17 protein-coding genes and 3 pseudogenes are annotated in these 20,273 nt (G+C 69.3%); 16 read left to right on the forward strand and 4 right to left on the reverse strand.

Features of this window, described 5'->3' with window-relative positions:
* Positions 1 to 40: 40 nt before the first annotated feature.
* The 6 genes from OG2516_RS20115 (at position 41) to OG2516_RS19230 (ending at position 7,081) form a co-directional block, all read left to right on the forward strand.
* Entirely contained in the window at positions 41 to 922 is an 882-nt protein-coding gene (locus OG2516_RS20115) for a hypothetical protein (protein ID WP_156799456.1), read from the forward strand.
* Between the two features lies 1 nt (position 923).
* On the forward strand, positions 924 to 1,910 hold the full coding sequence (locus OG2516_RS20120; protein WP_156799457.1) for a hypothetical protein: 987 nt from the start codon (positions 924 to 926) through the stop codon (positions 1,908 to 1,910).
* A 56-nt stretch (positions 1,911 to 1,966) separates the two neighbouring features.
* Positions 1,967 to 2,932 carry a GDP-L-fucose synthase gene (gene fcl, locus OG2516_RS18685; protein ID WP_040616459.1) on the forward strand — a complete coding sequence of 322 codons (966 nt, stop codon included), beginning with the start codon at positions 1,967 to 1,969 and terminating at the stop codon, positions 2,930 to 2,932.
* 4 nt (positions 2,933 to 2,936) lie between these two features.
* Complete coding sequence (locus OG2516_RS18690; RefSeq protein ID WP_007257287.1) at positions 2,937 to 4,634, forward strand: hypothetical protein; 1,698 nt, start codon at positions 2,937 to 2,939, stop codon at positions 4,632 to 4,634.
* Entirely contained in the window at positions 4,627 to 5,298 is a 672-nt protein-coding gene (locus tag OG2516_RS18695; RefSeq protein WP_007257288.1) for a hypothetical protein, read from the forward strand. Before OG2516_RS18690 ends, OG2516_RS18695 begins: the two co-directional genes overlap by 8 nt.
* Positions 5,299 to 5,365: 67 nt before the next feature.
* A complete protein-coding gene (locus tag OG2516_RS19230; protein ID WP_007257289.1) occupies positions 5,366 to 7,081 on the forward strand; it encodes a glycosyltransferase family 2 protein in 1,716 nt (571 codons plus the stop codon).
* 86 nt (positions 7,082 to 7,167) lie between these two features.
* Here the strand turns inward: OG2516_RS19230 and OG2516_RS21025 are convergent.
* Positions 7,168 to 7,282: pseudogene (locus OG2516_RS21025) on the reverse strand (helix-turn-helix domain-containing protein); the annotation flags it as partial.
* A gap of 108 nt (positions 7,283 to 7,390) precedes the next feature.
* Between OG2516_RS21025 and OG2516_RS18705 the strand changes: the two are divergent.
* The 3 genes and pseudogenes from OG2516_RS18705 to OG2516_RS18720 form a co-directional block, all read left to right on the forward strand.
* A pseudogene (locus tag OG2516_RS18705) lies at positions 7,391 to 7,549 on the forward strand (transposase); the annotation flags it as partial.
* A gap of 56 nt (positions 7,550 to 7,605) precedes the next feature.
* Positions 7,606 to 8,786, forward strand: a protein-coding gene (locus OG2516_RS18715) for an IS3-like element ISOgr1 family transposase (protein ID WP_156799458.1) whose coding sequence is annotated in 2 segments (ribosomal slippage) — positions 7,606 to 7,837 and positions 7,837 to 8,786 — 1,182 coding nt in all. Because the reading frame shifts where the segments join, the coding sequence is not laid out codon by codon here.
* Between the two features lie 6 nt (positions 8,787 to 8,792).
* A pseudogene (locus tag OG2516_RS18720) lies at positions 8,793 to 9,044 on the forward strand (IS5/IS1182 family transposase); the annotation flags it as partial.
* Here the strand turns inward: OG2516_RS18720 and OG2516_RS21030 are convergent.
* Entirely contained in the window at positions 9,028 to 9,432 is a 405-nt protein-coding gene (locus tag OG2516_RS21030) for a helix-turn-helix domain-containing protein (RefSeq protein WP_083788656.1), read from the reverse strand. The pseudogene OG2516_RS18720 and the gene OG2516_RS21030 sit on opposite strands and share 17 nt — an antisense overlap.
* 992 nt (positions 9,433 to 10,424) lie before the next feature.
* Here OG2516_RS21030 and OG2516_RS18725 point away from each other — a divergent pair.
* From OG2516_RS18725 to OG2516_RS18735, 3 genes are all read left to right on the forward strand, one after another.
* Positions 10,425 to 12,686: a hypothetical protein gene (locus OG2516_RS18725; RefSeq protein ID WP_007257294.1), complete on the forward strand. Its 2,262-nt coding sequence runs from the start codon at positions 10,425 to 10,427 to the stop codon at positions 12,684 to 12,686.
* 81 nt (positions 12,687 to 12,767) lie between these two features.
* Positions 12,768 to 13,124, forward strand: coding sequence for a DUF4087 domain-containing protein (locus OG2516_RS18730; protein WP_007257295.1), 357 nt, complete (start codon positions 12,768 to 12,770; stop codon positions 13,122 to 13,124).
* A gap of 82 nt (positions 13,125 to 13,206) precedes the next feature.
* On the forward strand, positions 13,207 to 13,980 hold the full coding sequence (locus OG2516_RS18735) for a DUF2793 domain-containing protein (protein WP_007257296.1): 774 nt from the start codon (positions 13,207 to 13,209) through the stop codon (positions 13,978 to 13,980).
* Positions 13,981 to 14,036: 56 nt separating this feature from the next.
* Here the strand turns inward: OG2516_RS18735 and OG2516_RS18740 are convergent, their stop codons facing one another.
* The gene (locus tag OG2516_RS18740; protein ID WP_040616463.1) at positions 14,037 to 15,041 is read right to left on the reverse strand and encodes a replication initiator protein A; all 1,005 of its coding nucleotides are present in this window, start codon (positions 15,039 to 15,041) and stop codon (positions 14,037 to 14,039) included.
* A gap of 399 nt (positions 15,042 to 15,440) precedes the next feature.
* Here OG2516_RS18740 and OG2516_RS18745 point away from each other — a divergent pair, with 399 nt between their 5' ends.
* A complete protein-coding gene (locus OG2516_RS18745; RefSeq protein WP_007257299.1) occupies positions 15,441 to 16,823 on the forward strand; it encodes an AAA family ATPase in 1,383 nt (460 codons plus the stop codon).
* Positions 16,824 to 16,833: 10 nt separating this feature from the next.
* The gene (locus OG2516_RS18750) at positions 16,834 to 17,892 is read left to right on the forward strand and encodes a ParB/RepB/Spo0J family partition protein (RefSeq protein WP_007257300.1); all 1,059 of its coding nucleotides are present in this window, start codon (positions 16,834 to 16,836) and stop codon (positions 17,890 to 17,892) included.
* Here the strand turns inward: OG2516_RS18750 and OG2516_RS18755 are convergent.
* Positions 17,858 to 18,466 carry a glutathione S-transferase family protein gene (locus OG2516_RS18755; protein ID WP_007257301.1) on the reverse strand — a complete coding sequence of 203 codons (609 nt, stop codon included), beginning with the start codon at positions 18,464 to 18,466 and terminating at the stop codon, positions 17,858 to 17,860. The two genes, OG2516_RS18750 and OG2516_RS18755, sit on opposite strands and share 35 nt — an antisense overlap.
* A gap of 68 nt (positions 18,467 to 18,534) precedes the next feature.
* Here OG2516_RS18755 and OG2516_RS18760 point away from each other — a divergent pair, with 68 nt between their 5' ends.
* On the forward strand, positions 18,535 to 19,215 hold the full coding sequence (locus OG2516_RS18760; RefSeq protein WP_007257302.1) for a helix-turn-helix transcriptional regulator: 681 nt from the start codon (positions 18,535 to 18,537) through the stop codon (positions 19,213 to 19,215).
* Positions 19,216 to 19,308: 93 nt separating this feature from the next.
* Positions 19,309 to 20,273 (forward strand): glycosyltransferase (locus tag OG2516_RS18765; RefSeq protein ID WP_007257303.1); only part of this gene is annotated, 965 nt, incomplete at its 3' end.

The following is a 20,273-nucleotide window of genomic DNA, read 5'->3' on the forward strand; positions in this document are numbered from 1 at the left end:
CTTGGCTCGGGACCTCGCTGCTCTCCAAACGATGTTGGATATGTGGGAGGCGTTGCCGCCGCTCTTGGCAGCCGACGGTAAGCCGCGTGGGCTGCTGGTTCTAATCAACAATGCTGATGCTGCACTGCGCCAATCTTTTCTTGAGGTACTTGACGCTAGCGTTGTTGTGCAGCGAACTTTTTCGCGCGTTCGCGTGGAGAGTGCGGGCCTGAGCGGCGACAGCGATCTCTATATTCGTGGGCAGATGTCTTCCATGGGCACACAGGGTAACGTTGCGGGCCCGAACAACTTGTTTTTTAAAGCGATCGAATTGGCCAAAGACGATGGCGGCTTTGCATTTCAGTGCGAGCTAGACTGCTTCCCCTTGGTTTCAGGATGGTTGACGAAGCTTGACGAGTGCGTCTCCTCCTTCCCCCAATCTTGGGTCATCGGCTCAAACTATACGGGCTATCGGCCCATTCACCCTTCGGTGATGTTCCACATTAACGGAAACGCTCTCTACCAAGTCGGAGATCCGCAGTTTCAAGCATTTGCTCGGCAGATCTGGCGCGGCCGGATTCTCAAGATTGTCAATACTCGACCGAATATCGCCTATGATTGCTGGTGGCAAATGGAACTGGCCTCGGCTGAACCTAGCAGGAATAGCGGTTGGTTTAACTGGGTAGCGTTCAGCCACCGGTTCACAGCCCTTCCTCTGATCCTGAACCTGCTGCACAGGAACGATTTTAGGGAAGATCTCGAGATCGCAAAGCAAATCGAACTCTTGAGTGGCCGCCGGAATATCTTTCTGCATGCACACTTTCTGCGGCCCGTCATCCAAAATTACCTACGAGACGAGAACAAGATGCGCGAGGACCTGTTGACTGTGCTTGCCCGAGAGGTTCCGGACCATGCAGGCTCGCTCTCGGACGAAAGGAAATGATATGCGGGCGAGTTCTGCTCCTCAAGAAGTGCTGTCGGTGAAGGTGTGGGACAACCGTCCCGACGCGGATTACTTAGCGGACCTGCCGGGGCTCGTCGTGTGGCCGCAGGTCAATACTTATCTCGCGGATGCTCTGCATGCCGGGCTCCCTCCCGTTGCCGCTCTCAAAGAGTGGCAGACGCGAAGCGAGGCTCTGCTGACGGTGGCCGCCGAGGCGCCTCTGTCGTTGTTTCTGGCCGTCGGCGACATCGCTTGCCTGGATGAAGCACATCTTCGAGATGTCCTGTCTCATGAGTTGGGGGCAACGGTGCGTTTGGACATGAGCTCATGTCAGAGCGTGCTCCCTGGATCGCGCGCCTTGCGTGATCTCCTCGCCGTCTTCGCCGCGGCGGAAACAGGTCAAAATGCTGAGATCGAGGAGCTCAGCGGCGCTCTGGCGGCAGCGAGCATCCTCAGACCCCCGGAGGAGGTTGTGCCTCGCGAAATGGCCGTCAGGCACGCGGTGGAGGCGCTCCGGCGCGAGATTGCTGAAAAGGACGAGAAGCTGCTTCGACAGGATCTGGAGAACAGAAACCTGACAGAGACGATCGCGCAGCAGACCTTCAAGGTGTTCACCGACCGGTGGGATGCACTTTCCGTGCGAGAGGTGGAAATGCTGAAACGGGAGCGCAACGATTATCAGCAACGAGCCGTCAGACGACTAGCCGCATTGCACAGGGCGGACGAAGCTCTCGAAGCCCTACGGGGAGCGCGGAAAAAGCAAGAGGCGCGCGTGGAACAACTCCTTGCGGAGGTCGAGATGCTTCAGAATGCTGTGGCACAGCAAGACAAACGCATTGTAGGCAAGGAGGCTGCTCTGAAGACGCAACGCGAACGTCTCGCGGCCACAAATGATCAACTGGCGGCCCTGCAAGCTTCGACCTCATGGCGTATAACGGCTCCTTTGCGGATGCTCTCCCTCCGCATGAGGCACCTTCTCAAACACTAGCCCGAAAGAGCCAACAAATGAGCGGCTGGCGCTCGCCAGAAAGAGGACGAACACCGATGAAAATCCACATCGCAGGCCACAGGGGCATGGTCGGGGGCGCGATCCTGCGCAAGCTGGAGGCGCGGCGCGCGGCGGGGGAGGAGCTGGAGTTGCTCACTCGCACCCATGCCGAACTCGACCTCACCGACCAGCAGGCGGTGCGCGCTTTCATGGAGGCCGAGCGGCCCGACGCGGTGATCCTGGCCGCCGCGAAGGTGGGCGGCATCCACGCCAACAACACCTACCCGGCCGACTTCATCCACGACAACCTGCTGATCCAGGCCAACGTCATCGGCCAGGCCCATGCCGCCGGGGTGCGGCGGCTGCTGTTCCTCGGCTCGTCCTGCATCTACCCCAAGCTCGCCCCCCAGCCGATGCGCGAGGACGCGCTGCTGACCGGCACGCTCGAGCCCACCAACGAGCCCTATGCCATCGCCAAGATCGCCGGCATCAAGCTCTGCGAGAGCTTCAACCGCCAGCACGGAACCGACTACCGCTCTGTGATGCCCACCAACCTCTACGGCCCCGGCGACAACTTCCATCCCGAGAACTCCCACGTCGTCCCCGCCCTGATCCGCCGCTTCCACGAGGCGGTGCAAGGCGGCGCCGACGAGGTGGTGATCTGGGGCACCGGCACGCCCTACCGCGAGTTCCTTCACGTCGACGACATGGCCGAGGCCTCGCTGTTCGTGTTCGACCTGCCGCGCGACGTCTATAAGGCCAACACGGAGCCCATGCTGAGCCACATCAACGTCGGCACCGGGCAGGACGTCACCATCGCCGAGCTCGCCCGGGCGATCGCGAAGATCACCGGCTTCGAGGGCCGCATCACCTTCGACACCACCAAGCCCGACGGCACCCCGCGCAAGCTGATGGACGTCTCCCGCCTCGCCGCCATGGGCTGGCGCGCCAGCACCGGCCTCGAGGACGGGCTGGCCGACGCGTACAGGTGGTTCCGGGAGACGGAGACGGCGCGGGTCTGAACCGATGGACCCTGCCGCCCGCCCGCTGACGCTGTTCGTGCCGTTCTACACGCCGCGCGATCCGGAACGGGCGGCCGAGCTGCAGACCTGTCTCGAGACCAACCTCGCCAGCGGTCTCTTCGAGCGGATCGTGCTGCTGCAGGACGACGACACCCCCCGGCCCGGCGACGACCCGCGGCTGGTGCAGGTCCGGCTCGAGTCCCGCCCGACCTACCGCGACTGGCTACGCCAGGCACGCGCGCTCTGCCCGGGCGGCATCGCGGTGCTCGCCAACAGCGACATCCTCTTCGACACCACGATCCGCCGGCTGCGGGAGCTGTTCGCGGCCGACCCCGGCGCCTTCGTCGCGCTCTCCCGCCACGAGCGACGCGGGGAGGAGACGTGGCCGCACCCGAACCCCCGGCGCTCGCAGGACACCTGGGCCATGCTGCCGGAGGCGGAGGTTGACGAGACGATGGCGCACCAGCTCGAGATCCCGCTTGGCACGGTGCGGTGCGACAACAAGGTCGCCTACCTCTTCGCGATCAACGGCTTCCGGCTCCACAACCCCATGCACCAGATCCGCTCGGTGCACCTGCACGAGTCCGAGATCCGCTACTACGACCGCACCGGCGACCACACCCTCAAGGGCGGCATGGCGCTGGTTCATCCCGCGCCTGCACTCGGGGTGCCTTCGAAGGTCGAGACGGAGGTCTGGGTGGTGGACTCCGCCCAGCTCCGCCGGCCGACCCTGAACCGGGCGCTGGAAAAGTGGCGGCTCGGAGGGCGGCCGCGGGCGCCCGCCCTGTTCGCCCACGTGGACGGCTGGACCCATCCCGAACCCACCGAGGCGCACGCGCTGGCGCAGATGCGCGCGCTGATGCCCGCGGCGGGGGACCAGGTCGCCTATCTCGGCTTTCCCTGGGCGGCGCTGATCGAGCGGCGCGAGGCGGGCGGAGATCTCTCGGAGGACGAGACCGTCCTGGCTGGATTCCGCGGACTGCTCCAGCCTTGGCCCCGGCGGGTCACGGTCTGCCAGCACCCCCGAATGCGCGATCACGGCGCTCTGTTCGCCGCCGCGGGCATCACCGATATCTTCTGGAGCCACCGCCGCCCCGGCGACCCGCCCCTGCCGGAAGCTGCCAAGACGGTGGTCCGCGCGTTTCCCCGCCACCCGCGCCTGCTGGCGCCGGTGGGGCCCGAGACTGCCGACGCGCCGCGCCCGCACCTCGTCTCCGACCTCGGCGCGGGGCCGGGCGCGGCGCATCCCGCCCGGGGGCGGCTGCGGGCCTGCCTCGGAGAGGATGCCCGCGCCGTCGTCGCCACGGGGGGCGGGCGCAGGCGCAAGGCGGCGCTGCTGGCGGCGTCCGACTTCTCGATCTGCCTGCCCGAGGCGGGCGCGGGAGTGCCGCTGCGGCTGTGGGAGGCGGTGGCGGCGCTGTCGGTGCCGGTGCTGTTCGACGATCTGCGCCTGCCGGGCGATCCCGACCTGTGGCGCGCCGCGACGGTGCGGGCCGGCCGCGGCCCGGAAGCCATCGCCGCGTTGCCCGACCGGCTCGCCGCCCTCGCGGCGACGCCGGGGCTGATGCGTCGCAAGCGGAGCGCCCTGCACGTCCTCGCCGAGCGCTACGGTCCGCAGCGCTTCGTCCACGACGTCCTCGATTTCGTCAGGCGCCACGACGACCAACGTCCCCTGCCACAGGAGCCTGAGGCCCATGCCTGATCCCGCCCTCGACCTCGTCGCCCCCGGGGAGGCGCTCGCCGAAGAATTCCTCGGCCTCGACCTAGTGGCGCGCGACCGGGTCCGGCTCTGCACGGAGCCCGCGGCCTGGCGGCCCGGGTCGGCACCAGGTCCGCTGCTGCTGCTCTACGAAGATCCGGTGAGCCACGTGCTTCGCACCGGCGGGTCGGTGAGGCAGGAGGCACCGGCAAGCCTCGCCGGCTGGCGCGAGGGAGCCGAGGCGCTGGTGGCGATCCTGCGCGACCACCCGGCGCACGCGACGACGCTCGATCTCGCCGCCGCGCGCCAGGCCGCCGCCCTGCAGGCGTGCCTCGCCGGGGCCGCGCCTGGCCCGGCAGAGCCACGCGAGCCCGATCTTCACGATACCGCCCTCGCCGGCGAGGCGGCGCGGGCGCTGGCCCCGCTCTGCCGGCTGCTCGCGGAACTCGAGGCGCACGGGCCGTTGCGTCCACCGGCCGGCACCGCCCCGCTCGAGGAACGGATCCGCTGGCTCGAGACTGCGCTCGCCGACAGCCTCGCCGCCGAGGCCCGCTGTGCCGATCGCCTCGCCGCCTGCGAGGCAAGGCTGCAGGGCCTCCACGCCTCCACCTCCTGGAAGCTCACCCGCCCGGTGCGCGGACTGCGTCGGCTGTTTGCCCGCGACTAACCCCGCGTTGCCATCCCCCCCCGATTGCGGCACATCGCGGGGGGACGGGACGAGGCGAGGATCATCCGTGCTGCAACGTAGCTATCTCTTCCTGCGCGCCGCCGCGCTGCGGCTCGGGGTGCGGCCCGAGATCTACCAGGGCGCGGGGCGGATGTTGCGCTCGGTGTCGGGGCTGTCGGAGACGCTGGTCGAGGACGTGCGGAGCGCCGACGATCGCCGCTTCGCCGCGCGCTTCCTCGCGCCGTGGCAGGACGAGGGGCCCGGAACGGAAGCGGAGAGCCGGGCCGCGCTCGCGGCGGCGCTGGCCGAGCGGCCGGCGGGGCAGCTTGCCGACCGGCTGGTGCGCGGGCTGCGGCGCATCGATTCGCGCCCCGAGCTGCGCTTCGCCCGGTTCCTCGCCGGCTCCGAGACGCCCGCGCTGGCCCAGGCGGGGCGGCTGCTGCTCGCCGACCGGGCGATCTTCTGGCGCGATTTCCACACCGCCGAGGCCGAGGCCGAGGCCTACCTCGCCGATCCCGACAGCGCCACCGAGGCCGGCACCGATATGGCGCTCGGCCTGCTGGTCTCCGCCAAGCGCCGGCTCGGCAAGCTCGACGAGGCGCTCGCCCTCAACCGCACCCAGATGCAGCGCGCGCCCCTCGACAAGGAGCACCTGGTACGCCGCGCCCGGATGCTGGCGCTCGAGGACCCGAGCGAGATGCTGCGCCTGCTCAAGCGCTGCGACGCCGAGTACGCCGATGCCGGCCTGTCGGGCAACACGCTCTGGTGCGCCCACCTGCTCGCGCAGGGCGAGGTCGACGAGGTCGAGCGGCTGGCGCGGGTGCTCGAGATGCGGCTGCCGGGCAACCGGCTGGCGCGGGCGCTGCTGGTCAACGCCCAGGTCCAGCGCGACGGCGAGCAGGCGGCCATCGTGCCCGTGTTCGAGACGCTCGGGCTCGAGTGCACCCGCGACGGGCCGGGCTTCGACGGGCTGCGCCTGGCGCGGCCCCACGAGGTGCCCGACGCGGGGCCGCTGGTCTCGATCGTGATGACCGCCTACAACGCGGAGGCCCATATCGGCACCGCCATCGGCGCGATCCTCGCCCAGAGCTACCGCCGCTTCGAACTGATCGTCGTCGACGATTGCTCGGGCGACGCCACCGCCGAGCGGGTGCGCGAGATCGCCGCGCGCGACGGGCGGGTGCGGCTGATGTCGACCAAGGTCAACGGCGGCACCTACCTCGCCAAGAACGCCGGCATCCGCACCGCGAAGGGCGCCTTCGTCACCCTGTGCGACAGCGACGACATGTGGACGACCGACCACCTCGCCGCCCACCTCGCCGCGATGCAGGCCGACGCGGGGCGGACGGTGTCGACCTCCGACTGGCTGCGGCTGTTCGACGATTGCCGCGTCGACATCAACCCGACCGGCACCATCGTCGAGGTCTGCCCGCACTCGACCTTCTTCCGCCGCGAGGTGTTCGACCGGGTCGGCCTGTTCGACAGCGTCCGCTTCGGCGCCGACCGCGAGTTCATCGCCCGCATCACCCTCGAATGGGGCCAGCCGGCGGTCCACCACATCCCCCGGGTGCTGACAATCGGCCGCCGCCACGACGCCTCGCTCACCACCTCGGGGGCGGGGATGCTGGGGCCGGACCAGAAGTCCGACACAAGGCTCGAATACTGGCGGATCTGGAACGCCTGGCACGCCGCGCGGGTGGCCGAGGCGGCTCCGCTGTACAATTCCGGTACCCCCGACGAGCGGCCCTACGAGGTGCCCGCCGAGATGATTGGGACGCGGTGAGGGACCGGGAGTCGTAGGCCGGGCTTCAGCCCGGCTGCCTCGGCTGGCCTTTGCGGCCGTAGACATGCGCATAAATCGTTTCATGGATAGATCGTCGAGCGATGCCTGCCGAGTTCGGCCGCGATCTTCGTCACCGGTAGCTTTGCGCTCAACATCTCCTCGTTGGTGCGCCTCTCGCAAATCCAGCTCTATATGGGCCACTGTCCATTCTCCCTGCTTTCCAGGGAATTGTCGCAGCCCAGTTAGGCTCAGGACCATTGATTGCAGCGGAGGGGCATGATTCACCGCACGAAAACAGAGCGGTGAGTCATGTCTGATCTCTTCTGGCTGAGCGATGCGCAGATGGCGCGTTTGCAGCCTTACTTCCCGAAGCCCCATGGCAAGCCGCGCGTCGACGACCGTCGCGTCTTAAGCGGGATTATCTTCGTCAATCGCAATGGGATGCGCTGGCGCGACGCGCCGAAGGAGTGAATAGCCCCGTGTCTTGTGGACGCCTTCTTCGCTAATTTTGAGGCAAGGAGGCCATGATGAGCAGCAGCAAGTTCAGCGACGAGTTCAAGCGGGATGCCGTCGCGCAGATCACCGAGCGGGGCTATCCGGTCAGGGAGGTGTCGAAGCGCCTCGGGGTCAGCCCGTATTCGCTCTACGCCTGGAATAAGAAGTTCGCGCAGGCGTCGTCCGGTGAGGCGGAGAAGGACACCGAGATCCGGCGCCTGAAGAAGGAGCTGGCGCGGGTCTCGGAGGAGCGTGACATCCTAAAAAAGGGTCGCCATTGGTGCGCCATTGGTCCGAGCGACAATGGCGACGCGTATTTCGCCAGGGATGCAAAGTGAGATACGCGTTCGTGGCCGAGCATCGCGGGCAGTTCTCTGTCCGGGCGATGTGCCGGTGTCTGCGCATCCAACCGAGCGGCTTCTATGCGTGGTTGAAGGCGCCGGTGAGCAAGCGTGCCCAGGAAGACGCCCGCCAGACCGAACTGCTGAAGGAAGCCTGGGTCGAAAGCGGCAAGGTCTATGGGCACCGCAAGCTTCACGACGATCTTCTCGAACAGGGCGAAGACGTCTGCCTGAACCGCGTCGCGCGCCTGACCAGGCTGGCCGGGATCACGGCACAGATCGGCTACAAGCGCCGCCCAGGCAAGTATGGTGGCAAACCCTCGGTCGTGGTCGACAACACGCTCGATCGGCAGTTCGACGTGGAGGCGCCGGACAGGGTCTGGGTGACCGACATCACCTACATCCGCACCCAGGAAGGCTTCGCCTACCTCGCTGTGGTCATCGACCTGTTCTCTCGGCGCGTGGTCGGATGGTCCATGCAGTCGCGCCAGACGACCGACGTCGTGCTCCAGGCTCTGCTCATGGCCACATGGCGGAGGAAGCCGAAGGCCAAGGTGCTGATCCACTCCGATCAGGGAAGTCAGTTCACCAGCATGGACTGGGCCGCGTTCCTGAAAGCCCACGACCTCGAGCATTCCATGAGCCGTCGAGGCAACTGCCACGATAACGCCGTCGCCGAGAGCTTCTTCAACCTGCTGAAGCGCGAGAGGATCAGGCGTCGCACCTACCGCACCCGAAAGGAAGCCAGGCGAGACGTGTTCGACTACATCGAGATGTTCTACAACCCGAAGCGCAAGCACGCGCGAAACGGAATGCTGTCGCCACTCGAGTTCGTGCGGCAGCAGAAACTGAGGCACGAGGGCGTCTAAGAAACGCGGGGCTATTCAGACACCGACTGGTTCCGGGAATCTTTGAAAGACAGGGGGATACGTGCCTGCATCCCCGGACGGAAACAACGGAAGATGCCGGTGAAGTATGACAAGCGACGCTACAAACGCCGAAACCGGATCGAGATCATGTTCGGCAGGCTCAAGGACTGGCGGCGCGTTGCCACGCGCTACGACCGATCCCCAAAGGTCTTCCTCTCAGCCATCGCTCTCGCCGCTATCGTCATCTACTGGCTATGAGCCTGAGCCTAAGAATGGCCCCAGAAGGTCTGTGTCGCAGAAGTAATATTATGATAAGCGATAGCGTTACTGGCGCGTTATCTGCTGGATCGGCCTCCGGGAAACCGGGGCGGTTTCGCGAGTTGATCAGCAGGACGAGACGATCCGGCAACCGGTTCGCCACGCGGGCGGGCACGCTTGCGCAGTTCGAGAGCGCATCGCGCCCGCCCGCTCTGAACCTGGCCACCCATTTGCGGACCGTGCGGACCGAGACACCGAAGGCATCGGCCACCTCGGCGGCGGAGCGCCCGGCCGCGATGCGGGCGACGATCTGTTCTCGACTGTAGACGCTTCGGGGACCTCGGCTGGAGTTTGGCGATTGCAGCCTAACCCCGATCCGGGTGAACAACCTCCCGAGACTTCACACCTAGAGCCCCGAAAACGGGGACGAGACGAGGAGCCCGGCCATCGCGCCGGGCTTTTTCATGCGAACCGTATGGGAATACCGGGAACAGTGGGAAGCGTTTTCCCAGATCGAGGGTGGCGCGAACAACCGTGACAACCGAGCGGATTCCCACGGTTGCCGCTACGGTTGCTAAATCGGGCCTTATGAATAAGGGGTCTGAGGGCAAAACAACCGAAACACCCCAAAAAACACCCTCTCCCATAGAGTTGTCGTCCCGGGCGTTTGCCAGACCCCCTTTCAAAAACGGCTTCTCCTTTTTTCCTCCTTACAAATAAACTCTCACATCTACGGTTGTTTTGGTTGTTATGGTTGGAAGCCTTTAGGGACAAGGGGTTATCGGGCAACCGTGGTGCTACCGCCCGGTTGTCTCGGTTACTAAATTAGGTAAACCCTTGTGTCCTATCCTGATCGCAGGGAAATAACGGGAATAGCGGTAAAAAATAGGTGATGTATCCCAATACCCTAGCAAAAATCCGCAGCACCGGGGCTCAGCGCACCCCCCAGGCGGTAATAACGGTAACGGGGGACCCGAGCGGCACGGTAGTGGGTCGTCGGGAGTGCAGGAGGGCTGCAAAGTAGGAACCTCTCGTAGCCCGCCACCTTCGAGCGCGGGGACTAAATCTCGCGGGCGCGAAGCTTGGCATCAGCGATGCATCCCCCTCGAATCAGTAGCCAAACCGTGGCGGCGTGATGTCTACTCGCCTCGATGGGGGCAGGAATGTTCAGAAACGCTCATCGCCGCACCGGCCGCTCGGGGCCGGGGGCGGGGGGTGGGGCTTCGGCGCAGCGGCCGGGGGTGCGGGCGATCACGCCCCTGTTAGACAATACCACATCAAGTTCACGAGCGCGTTATCGCTTAGCGGCGGCGCAAGACGCGTCATCCGAGGTGACCCGGCGTCCAACAGGCCGGCACATTTCCATCAGGGAGAATACCGTTGAAAAGACAATACTTTGACCGGGGCGTCCTTGCGTCCTTCCTGGCGCTCGCCGCCAGCGGCGTGCTGGCCCAGGAGGCCGCGACCCTGCCCGTGGGCACGGTGATGCAGGCCGACGGCTCGGCGGTGCTGCCCGACGGGCGCGCGCTGACGCCGGCGGGCGCCGAGACCGGCGTCTGGTACGGCAACGACGTCGCCACCTGTCCCACCGGCCCGACCGTCGGGCGCATCACCCTCGGCTTCCCCGAGCACGTCGCCGCCAACCCCGAGGAGCGCCACTACGCCGATTATTGCGCGGTGTTCTCCAACGGCGAGACCTACTCGGGCGGCGCCTACCGGAGCACCGCGCTCCAGGCGCACGAGGACGCGCGGCTCGATTGCGAGGCGGCGGTCGAGGAAAGCTCGATGGGCTTCGACGGGCTCGAGATCCCCTGCCACCGGGTGCAGGTGGCCGAGTACGTGGCCGTCGCCTCCGGCCCCGACATGCTCGCCTGCGGCACCGGCCCCGAGGGCGGCGGCGGCGGCTTCGGCGAGGGCCCGGTGCCGACCAACTCCCACGGCGACGTCCATATCTTCACCCCCGACGGGCTCGCCTACGACTTCCAGGAGGGCGGCGAGTACCTGCTGGTGCGGTCCGCCGACCAGCGCATCGTGGTGCAGACCCGCCAGCGCATCCACCCCGACAACCCGGCGGTCTCGTCGAATTCCGGCGCGGCGATGCGGATCGGCGACGATGTGCTCGAGGTCTACACCGACCCCGAGGACGGCGCCCGCCTCTACATCAACGGCACGCTGACGGACCTGCCCGGCGCGGCGCTCCAGCTCCCGGGCGGCGGCGAGATCGCGCCCGACCCGGACGCCGGCGACCGGCCCTTCTTCCTGATCGGCTGGCCCGACGGCAGCTTCACCGCGCGGATCAACCTCTACGAGGGCTTCCTCAACGTGGGCGTCGCGGCGATGGAGGCCGGCTCGGGGACGGCCTATACCGGCCTGATCGGCAACCTCGACGGCAACCCCAACAACGACATGCTGGTGCGGGGCGGCGAGCTGATCTGCCCGGTCGCGTCGCAGGAGGAGATCGTCGCCTTCGGCAACAGCTGGCGCGTCGAGGCGGAGGCGTCGCTGTTCACCTCCGAAGCGATGGAGATGACCGAGGTCACCGCGACCGGCACCGGCACCATCGCGATGGAGGAGGAGTCGGCCGGCTCCGTGGTCTCGGTCGAGACCGGCGAGAGCGTCGCCATCGAGACCGCGATCCTGACCGTGGTGAGCGAGTTCGTCGAGATGCAGACCGTCGAGACGCTCAGCGTCTCCGCCGTGGTCGAGGTGCTCATCTCCGAGTACCAGATCGAGTCCGGCGAGATGGTGATCGAGGCGCTCGGCGAGGTGTTCGCCGGCCAGGAGGCGTTCGTCACCGGCTCGGCCACGCTCGAGGTCAGCGAGCTGTCGGAGATCGTCACCAGCTACGAGCAGCGCACCATGACCAGCACCTCCACCACCGTCTCGGTGCTCGAGACGCTCGACGTGGAGACCCGCGCGCTGGCGCAGCAGGCCTGCACGGGCGGCGGCGTCACCGAGGAGCTGGCGCTGGTGAACTGCATCACCGACTACGCCGCGACGGGCAATGCCAGCTACGTCGAGAGCGCCGTCACCTTCCAGGAGACGACCGCGATCTACTACGAGGAGGTCACCGTCGCCTCGGCGATGCTGGCGACCTACGAGGAGTACATCCTCACCGAGGAGCAGGTCACCAGCGTGCTGATGACCTCCGAGGAGGTGGAGACGACCGAGGAGGCCGCGCTCACCGGCGGGCCGACGATGATCGGCATCCGCTGGAGCCGCGACCTGCCCTGCGAGGGCGACGTCGACCTCGACCTCCACGTGCGCGAGGGCGCCAGCGCCCAGTGGCTCTACTGGAACCTCGACGAGGACGCGAGCGGCAACCAGGTGACGCCGCAGGGCCGCTACGGCGGCGACGTGCTGACGGCCGAGACCTTCGCCGAGAGCGTCGACAAGCTCGAGAAGGTCGACATGTTCGACGTCGGCAACCTCGGCGAGCTGGAGATCCTGGTCAACCTCTACAGCGGCGAGTGCAGCGGCCCGGTCTCCGGCACCGTGCGCGCGATCCTCGGTGGCCAGGTCTACCAGGACACCTTCACCGTCGAGGCCACCACCGGCAACGAGGGCGCGGAGCGCGGCAACGCCGCCAACTCCCCGGCCTGGGCGGTGATCTCGCCCGAGGCGCTGTTCAACCTCGAGTGACGGCCCCGGCCCCGGCGGACCTCTCCGCCGGGGCCCCTTCCCCCCGTTTCCCCTTTTACAGACACTGAACGGAGGCCCTCCATGCGCCTGCTCCCCCTCGCCCTGCCCGCCGCCCTCCCGGTCGTGCTGGCCCTGCCCCTCGCCGCCGCCGCCGAGACCTATTGCGGCTGGATCGACAACCCCGTCCCGGGCTCGGAATACCTCACCGACCGCTTCGGCTCGCTGGTGCTCAGCGAACAGGGCCTCGACATCCCCAACAACTGGGCCAACACCGCGCCCGCCCTCGAGGGCGCCGTCGACGCCTACGGCATCCACTACAGCTGCGGCTGCGTCACCGGCACCGCCGACTTCGACGCCGGCGTGATGCTCTGGATCGAGAGCGCCAGCGCCCAGCCCCTCTCCGCCTGCGAGAACGACCCCAACCTCCCCGGCCGCTGAGGCACGCAACGCCCGCTGCCGCAACCGCGCCTCAACCGGGGCGCGGTTAGGGTCGCGGCTCCGCCAGATGGAGCCCGCGCCCATGACCCAGACCGACCGATCCGACCGCCTCGCCCTGCCCTACCTGCTGCCGGCGCAGGCGCAGAAGCACGTCACCCACAACGAGGCGCTGGAGGCGCTCGACGTGCTGGTGCAGCTCGCCGTCGAGGCGGTGGGCACCAGCGCGCCGCCCGCCAGCCCCGCCGCCGGCGAGGCGCACGTGGTGGGCGCCGGCGCGGGCGGGGCCTGGGCCGGGCAGGACGGGCGGGTGGCGGCCTGGAGCGGGTCGGGCTGGGTGTTCCACGCGCCCCGGCCCGGCTGGCGCGCCTGGGACAAGGCGACGGCGACGCTGATGATCTGGTCGGGCAGCGCCTGGCTCGCCGCCGCCGGGGCCGCGCCCGAGGCCGGCACGCTCGGCGTCAACACCAGCGCCGACGCCACCAACCGCCTCGCCGTCGCCGCCCCCGCGACGCTGCTGACCCACGAGGGCGCGGGCCACCGGCTCACGATCAACAAGGCGGCGGCGGGCGACACCGCGAGCCTGCTGTTCCAGTCCGGCTGGTCGGGGCGCGCCGAGATCGGCCTCGCCGGCACCGACGCGCTCTCGCTCAAGGTCTCCGCCGACGGCAGCGCCTGGACCACCGCCCTCGCCTTCGACCCCGCCTCCGGCGCCCTGCTCCCCGCCACGCACCCCGCCGCCGCCCTGCCCCCCGCCGCCACCGCCGGCGCGGGCGCGTGGATCCACGTCGACGGCATCGGCCCCGCCTGGAGCGACGGCACCGCCTGGCGCAGGATGACCGACAACACCGCCCTCTGAGCACCGCCCAGGTCTCTGTTCTTCAAATATCCCCGCCGGAGGCTCCCCGGCCGCCCTCAGGCGCGCGCCCGGACCCAGCCGAGGAACGCCTTGTCGGGCGCCGTGAGCCGGGTGCGGCCGCGGGCCTCCCAGACGCCGCGCCATTCGGCGGCGAGCGCGTGGACGTCGGCGCCGGGCATCAGCGCGCGCGCCGCGTCGAGCGCCTCGGGCGACAGCACCGGCCCGCTCGCGGCGCGCGGGCGGCGGGGCTGGACGGCGATCATGTCGCCGCTCTCCTCGGCGAGGCTGTAGTCGGGCAGGTGGTTCTCGGCGATCATCCGGCGCAGGGCGGCGCGAAACACCCGCACGGGGGCGGTGGAGCCCGACTTCTTGTGCAGCACCGCCACCGAGACCCGCCACAGCGGCTGGCGACCGCAATGCTTGCGCGCCAGCTCGTAGATGCGCCGCTCGAGCGGCTTCCTGAGGCGGAAATAGTCCCGGCTCAGCGTCAGCACCGATTTCGCCAGCACCGCCCGGAACAGCCATTCCGAGAGCGTCACCGTCACGCTCACCATGCGCCCGCCGCGGCTCTTCCTCACGATCTCCCAGCTCTCGATCAGCCCGAAGCCGCGGGTGGTCTCGACGTCGCCGGTGGCGAGGTTGGTGGTGATGCGGGTGCCGGCCAGCCGCTCGAAGGCCTCGCGCAGGCGCGCGTAGGCATCCCCCGACGTGTCGCGGTTGGTGGCGACGAGCAGGTCGTGGGCCTTGATCTGCAGCCGGCGCGAGATCGCGCGGCCGGCGTTGACCGCCGCCATCAGCTGGCTGATGCAGTAGATCAGGATGTCCTTGTCGTGGATCGTCGCGCGGCCCTTCACCGAGGGGATCACCTCGATGTCGGTGCCGTTGTGGCTGTAGGCGAGCACCCGGCGGTCGGGGCGCGTGGAGAGCGAGAAGATCGGGTGCTCCATGGAGCCGAGATCGTCCTTGGGCGCCGCGTCGAAGAGATCGCAGACGAAGAAGTCCCCCGTCGGGTGGCGTTCGGGCAAGAGCCCGCCTCCGCCGCTGGTCGCTACCGTGCTCATCGTCCTGCCTGCCTGGCCTGCCTGCCGCCCCCGTTTCGGGGTTTCAGTGACACCCTAGTTTTATCCACAGGGCCGGGTCCAGTTCCGAGTCATGGATCGGAGTCGCGCCAGCGTGGCATCGGAGTCGGTCTATCGGGGGATCGGAGTCGGGCCCCCTGCCCCGGACCCCAGCGTGGCATGGCCGAAACCGGGCTCGGCGGGGGCCGTAACATACTACTAACGGAATATAACAGCACCGGCCCGGGCAGACAGGCGCGCCGCGCCCCGATATGCAGGGGTACACCCGGCCCCAGCCCCCGAATCTGCTGGGGAATGGCGCCCGTGTTGCGGTTTTCCTTCCATGTTCGACGTTTTGCGGTAGTCTGGCGAAAACGGCGAACATCACGAGAGGCCCCGTCCATGAGCAGCGACGCCCTGCCCCCCTACCTGCGCCTCGATCCCGACCAGGCCGCCGCCCAGCTCGGCGCGCCGGCGACCACCGCGGGCTTCGGCGCCATCGCGCGGGCCTGCGCGGCGGGGCGCGCCGATCTCGCCAGCCGCGGGCTCGAGGACGACGGCGGGCGGCGGCTGCGGCTGTTCTCCACCTGGGAGATCTGCCGCTACCTGATCCCCGTCGCCCAGGGCCACTTCCGCCGGGTGCTCAAGCAGAACCCCGACCTGCCCCAGGGCAAGAGCGAGACCGAGGGCGGCGCCAAGTGGTTCACCCTCGACGAGGTGCTGCGGCTGCGCGCCCATTTCGGTGCCGAGGGCAGCCGCGCCAAGAAATACCTCCCCTACCGTCCCGAGGGGCTGCCGGCCAAGCTCGTGGCGGTGGCCAACTTCAAGGGCGGCGTCGGCAAGACCTCGACCTGCGCCCACCTGGCGATGTCGGCGGCGCTCGACGGCTACCGGGTGCTGGTGATCGACCTCGACAGCCAGGGCTCGATGACCAGCGTCTTCGGCGGCAAGGTCGAGGACGAGTGGGAGACGGTGTTCCCGCTCATCGCGCGCCATTACGGCGAGCACCTGCGCCTCGAGAACCGCCGCCGCGCCGACCGGGGCGAGGCGCCCCAGCCGCTCGACGACACGCTCGGCGACGCGATGGAGATCTCGGCGCGCGACCTCATCAAGACGACCCACTGGCCCAACATCGACCTGATCGGCGCCCAGCTGAACCTCTACTGGGCGGAGTTCCAGATCCCGGTCTGGCGCATGGCGGCGCGCGGCTGGAAGCTCTGGGACGCGCTCACCGACCGGCTCGCGGCCGACGGAGTGCTCGACGAGTACGACATCGTCTTCCTCGATACGCCCCCCGCCCTCGGCTACCTCACGATCAACGGGCTGGCGGCGGCCGACATCCTGCTGGTGCCGCTCGGCGCGTCGTTCCTCGAGTTCGACTCCACCGGCCGCTTCTTCGACATGCTGCACGCCACCTTCGGCTCGATCGAGGAGGGCGAGAACATGGCCGCCCGCGCGCTCGGGCGCGAGCAGCTCGCCTTCGAGTGGGACGCGGTGCGCGCCGTCGTCACCCGCTTCGACGCCACCCAGCAGGCCGAGCTCGCCTCGCTGATGCAGGCCTATCTCGGCCAGACCCTGAGCCCGCACCGGCAGGACTTCACCGCGCTGATCGGCCAGGCCGGCGAGCAGGTGCAGGGCATCTACGAGGCCGATTACCGCGATTTCAACCGCGAGACCTATGCCCGCGGCCGCGAAACGTTCGACGCGACCTACGCCGCCTTCAAGACGCTCCTCGTGGGGGCCTGGCGGCGCGACGAGACGGCGCGCCGCCAGGCGGCGGAATGAGGAGACGAGGATGGCCAAGAGAAAACGTCTGAGCCCCGCGCGGGGCTGGGAGGAGGCCGACGCGGCCGCCGGGCTCGAGACCAAGGCGATGCCCTTCAGCGCCCCCGCGCCGATCGCCTCGGTGGCCTCCGACGCCTCCGCCTCGGCGGCGCTCTCCGAGCTGACCGACGAGCTCGCCCGCGCCCGCGCCGAGGGGCGGATGGTGCTCGAGCTGCCCCTCGAGCGGGTCGTCGCGCGCTACCTGGTGCGCGACCGCATCGCCGTCGACGCCGACGAGATGGCGGCCCTCGTCGAGAGCATCCGCGACCGCGGACAGCAGACCCCGATCGAGGTCGCCCGGATCGAGGACGGGGTCTACGGGCTGATCTCCGGCTGGCGGCGGCTGCAGGCGCTCGAGGAGCTGCACCGCGAGACCGGCGAGGACCGTTTCGCCACCGTGCGCGCCTTCCTGCGCAGCCCCGAAGAGGCCTCCGACGCCTACCTCGCGATGGTCGAGGAGAACGAGGTCCGGGTCGGGCTGAGCTACTACGAGCGTGCCCGCATCGTCGCCAAGGCGGTCGAGCACGGGGCCTATCCCAGTCACAAGAAGGCGTTGCAGAGCCTGTTCCGCTCCGCCTCGCGCGCCAAGCGCAGCAAGATCGGCTCCTACCTCGTCATCGTCGGCGCGCTCGATGCGGTGCTGCGCTACCCGCAGGGGATCGGCGAGCGGCTCGGGCTGCGGCTCGCCAAGGCGCTCGAGGCCGACCCGCGCCTCGGCGCGCGCATCGCCGAGGCGTTGCGCGCGCGCCCCGCCGGGAGCGCCGAGGCCGAGGCCGCCCGCCTTGCCGCTGCCCTCGCCCCCCCTGCCCCGGCGCCCGCGCCCGCGCGCGGCATCGGCCCCGGCGAGCGCTGCCGGCTCGCGGGCGACGTCGAACTCGCCGTCGCCGCCGACGGCTCGGTGACGCTCTCGGGCGCCGGCGTCGATGCCGCCTTCCGCGCCCGCCTGCTGCGCACCTTCGGCGTCGCCGACGACGCCGCGCCCGACGCGCCCGCGTCTACGCCACCAGGCCCGCGCGCTCGCGTTCTGTGACCGCCACCAGCGCCGGGCGCGCCGCGCACCGCGCGATCCACGCCTGCAGCTTCGGCTGTCGCGGCATCGCGTCGGGCAGCCACTGGAACGGGCTCGACAGCAGCAGGTCGACCGCCGAGTATTCCGCGCCGAGCAGGTAGGGCCCCGCCTCCAGCGCCTCCGACAGACGCGCGAAGACGGCGTCGCGGTCGCGGAACGTCGCCTGCAGGATCGGGTGTTCGAGCCCGGCCCGGTCGAGCACGAGAACAGGCTCCATCACGCCCTGATAGTAGAACAGCCAGCTCAGGAACGCCCCCCGCTGCGGATGCCCGACGGGCCGGCCGAGGCCGGCCTCGGGGAACATGTCCGTCAGGTAGGCGATGATCGCCCCGCGCTCGCGCACGTGATCGGCGCCGTGGGTCAGGTAGGGCACCTTGCCCTCGGGATGGGGATTGCGCGCGTCCGCGCCGCCGCTGCCGTCGGGGCGGGCGACGCCGACCTCGCGCAGGTCGATCCGGTCGGCGACGCCCAACTCCTCGATCAGGGCGAGGATCGACGTCGAGCGGGAAAAGGGGGCGTGGTAGAGGGTCGGCATGGCTCTGGCTCCTGCGTTGTGATGATGCGCCTTGCCCTAGCCGCCCCCTGCTGACAGATCCCGTCAGCATGGCCCGCACCGACCGCCTCATGCGCCTGATGGACGCGCTGCGCCGCCTGCCCGCCCCGGTCACCGCCGCGCGGCTGGCGGCGGAGACGGGCGTGTCGCGCCGCCAGCTCTACCGCGACGTCGCCACCCTGCGCGCGGGCGGCGCACTGATCGACGGCGAGGCCGGGGTCGGCTACCGGCTGACCGAGGACCCGGCGCTGCCGCCGCAGAGCTTCTCGCGGCTCGAGATCGAGGCGCTCGTGCTCGCCGTGGGCGAGCTGCGCCAGACCGGCGACGCCGCGCTCGAGGACGCCGGCGGCGCCGCCCTCGCCCGCATCATCGCCACCCTCCCCGACGCGCAGTCGCGCCAGGCCCTGCACACCGTCCTGCGCAGCTTCCGCCCGCCGCGCCCCGCCAGCGCCCGTGTCAGGGTCGATATGGCGCTCCTGCGCCATGCCTGCTGGGAGGAGCTGGCGCTCGACATCCGCTACCGCGACCGCGCCGACCGGCTCACGGAGCGCGAGATCTGGCCGCTCGGGATCAGCTACTCCGAGCGCGCGCCGATGCTGCTCGCCTGGTGCTGCCTGCGCCGGGACTGGCGCGTCTTCCACGCGTCGCGCATCGCGCGGGCGAGCCTCAACGGGCGCAGCTTCCGCCCCCGCCGCGTCCCGCTCCTGCGCGACTACGCGGCCCGGCGCTGAAGCCGGATGTTTCGCGCGCGAAACATTTCCGCCGGGTTTGACAGCCCCCGCGATCCGGGCGACAGGACCGCGACGCGGGACGGGAGAGCGCACGTGACGACAGGACAGGGGCGGCTGGCCGCCATCGTGGTGACCCACAACCGGCTCGAGAAACTGCAGGCCACCCTGGCGCGGCTCCTCGCCGAGCCGGCCGAGCGGCTGCACCACGTCGTCGTCGTCGACAACGCCTCCACCGACGCCACCCCCGACTGGCTCGCCGTCCAGAAGGATCCGCGCCTCGAGGTGCTGCGGCTGGCGAAGAACGGCGGCGGCGCGGGCGGCTTCGAGGCCGGGATGCGCCACGTGGCGGAGCGGTTCGACCCGGACTGGACGCTGGTGATGGACGACGACGCCCGCCCCGCCGAGGGCGCGCTCGCCGCCTTCCACGGCGCGCCGCGCGACGGCCGCGAGGCCTGGGCGGCGGCGGTCTACTATCCCGACGGGCGGATCTGCGAGATGAACCAGCCCTGGATCAACCCGTTCTGGCACCGCGAGGCGTTCCTGCGCACGCTCCGCGCGGGCCGCGGCGGCTTCCATCTCGGCGCCGAGGCCTACGACGCGCCCGCCCCCACCGAGATCGACGGCGGCTCCTTCGTCGGCCTGTTCCTGTCGCGCCGCGCCCTGGCGCTCGCGGGCTACCCCGACGGGCGGCTGTTCATCTACGGCGACGACGTGCTCTACACGCTCGGCCTGACCGCCGCGGGCGGGCGCATCGCGTTCGACCCCGAAATCCGCTTCGAGCACGATTGCGCCACCCTCGGCACCGGCCCGCAGGTGTTCCGGCCGCTGTGGAAGACCTACTACCATCACCGCAACCTGACGATGGTCTACAAGCGCGCCGCCGGTCTCTGGTACTGGCCCGCGACGATGGTGTTCCTGCCGAAATGGGTCTCGAAGGTGCGCCACCACGAGGGCAGCCGCGCCGCCTACCTCCGCCTCCTCGCCCGGGCCGTGCGCGACGGCCTCACCGGCCGCCTCGACCTGACCCACGACGAGGTCGTCGCCCTCGCCGAGCGGTA

Source organism: Oceanicola granulosus HTCC2516 (assembly GCF_000153305.1).
In the GTDB taxonomy this organism is placed as follows: domain Bacteria; phylum Pseudomonadota; class Alphaproteobacteria; order Rhodobacterales; family Rhodobacteraceae; genus Oceanicola; species Oceanicola granulosus.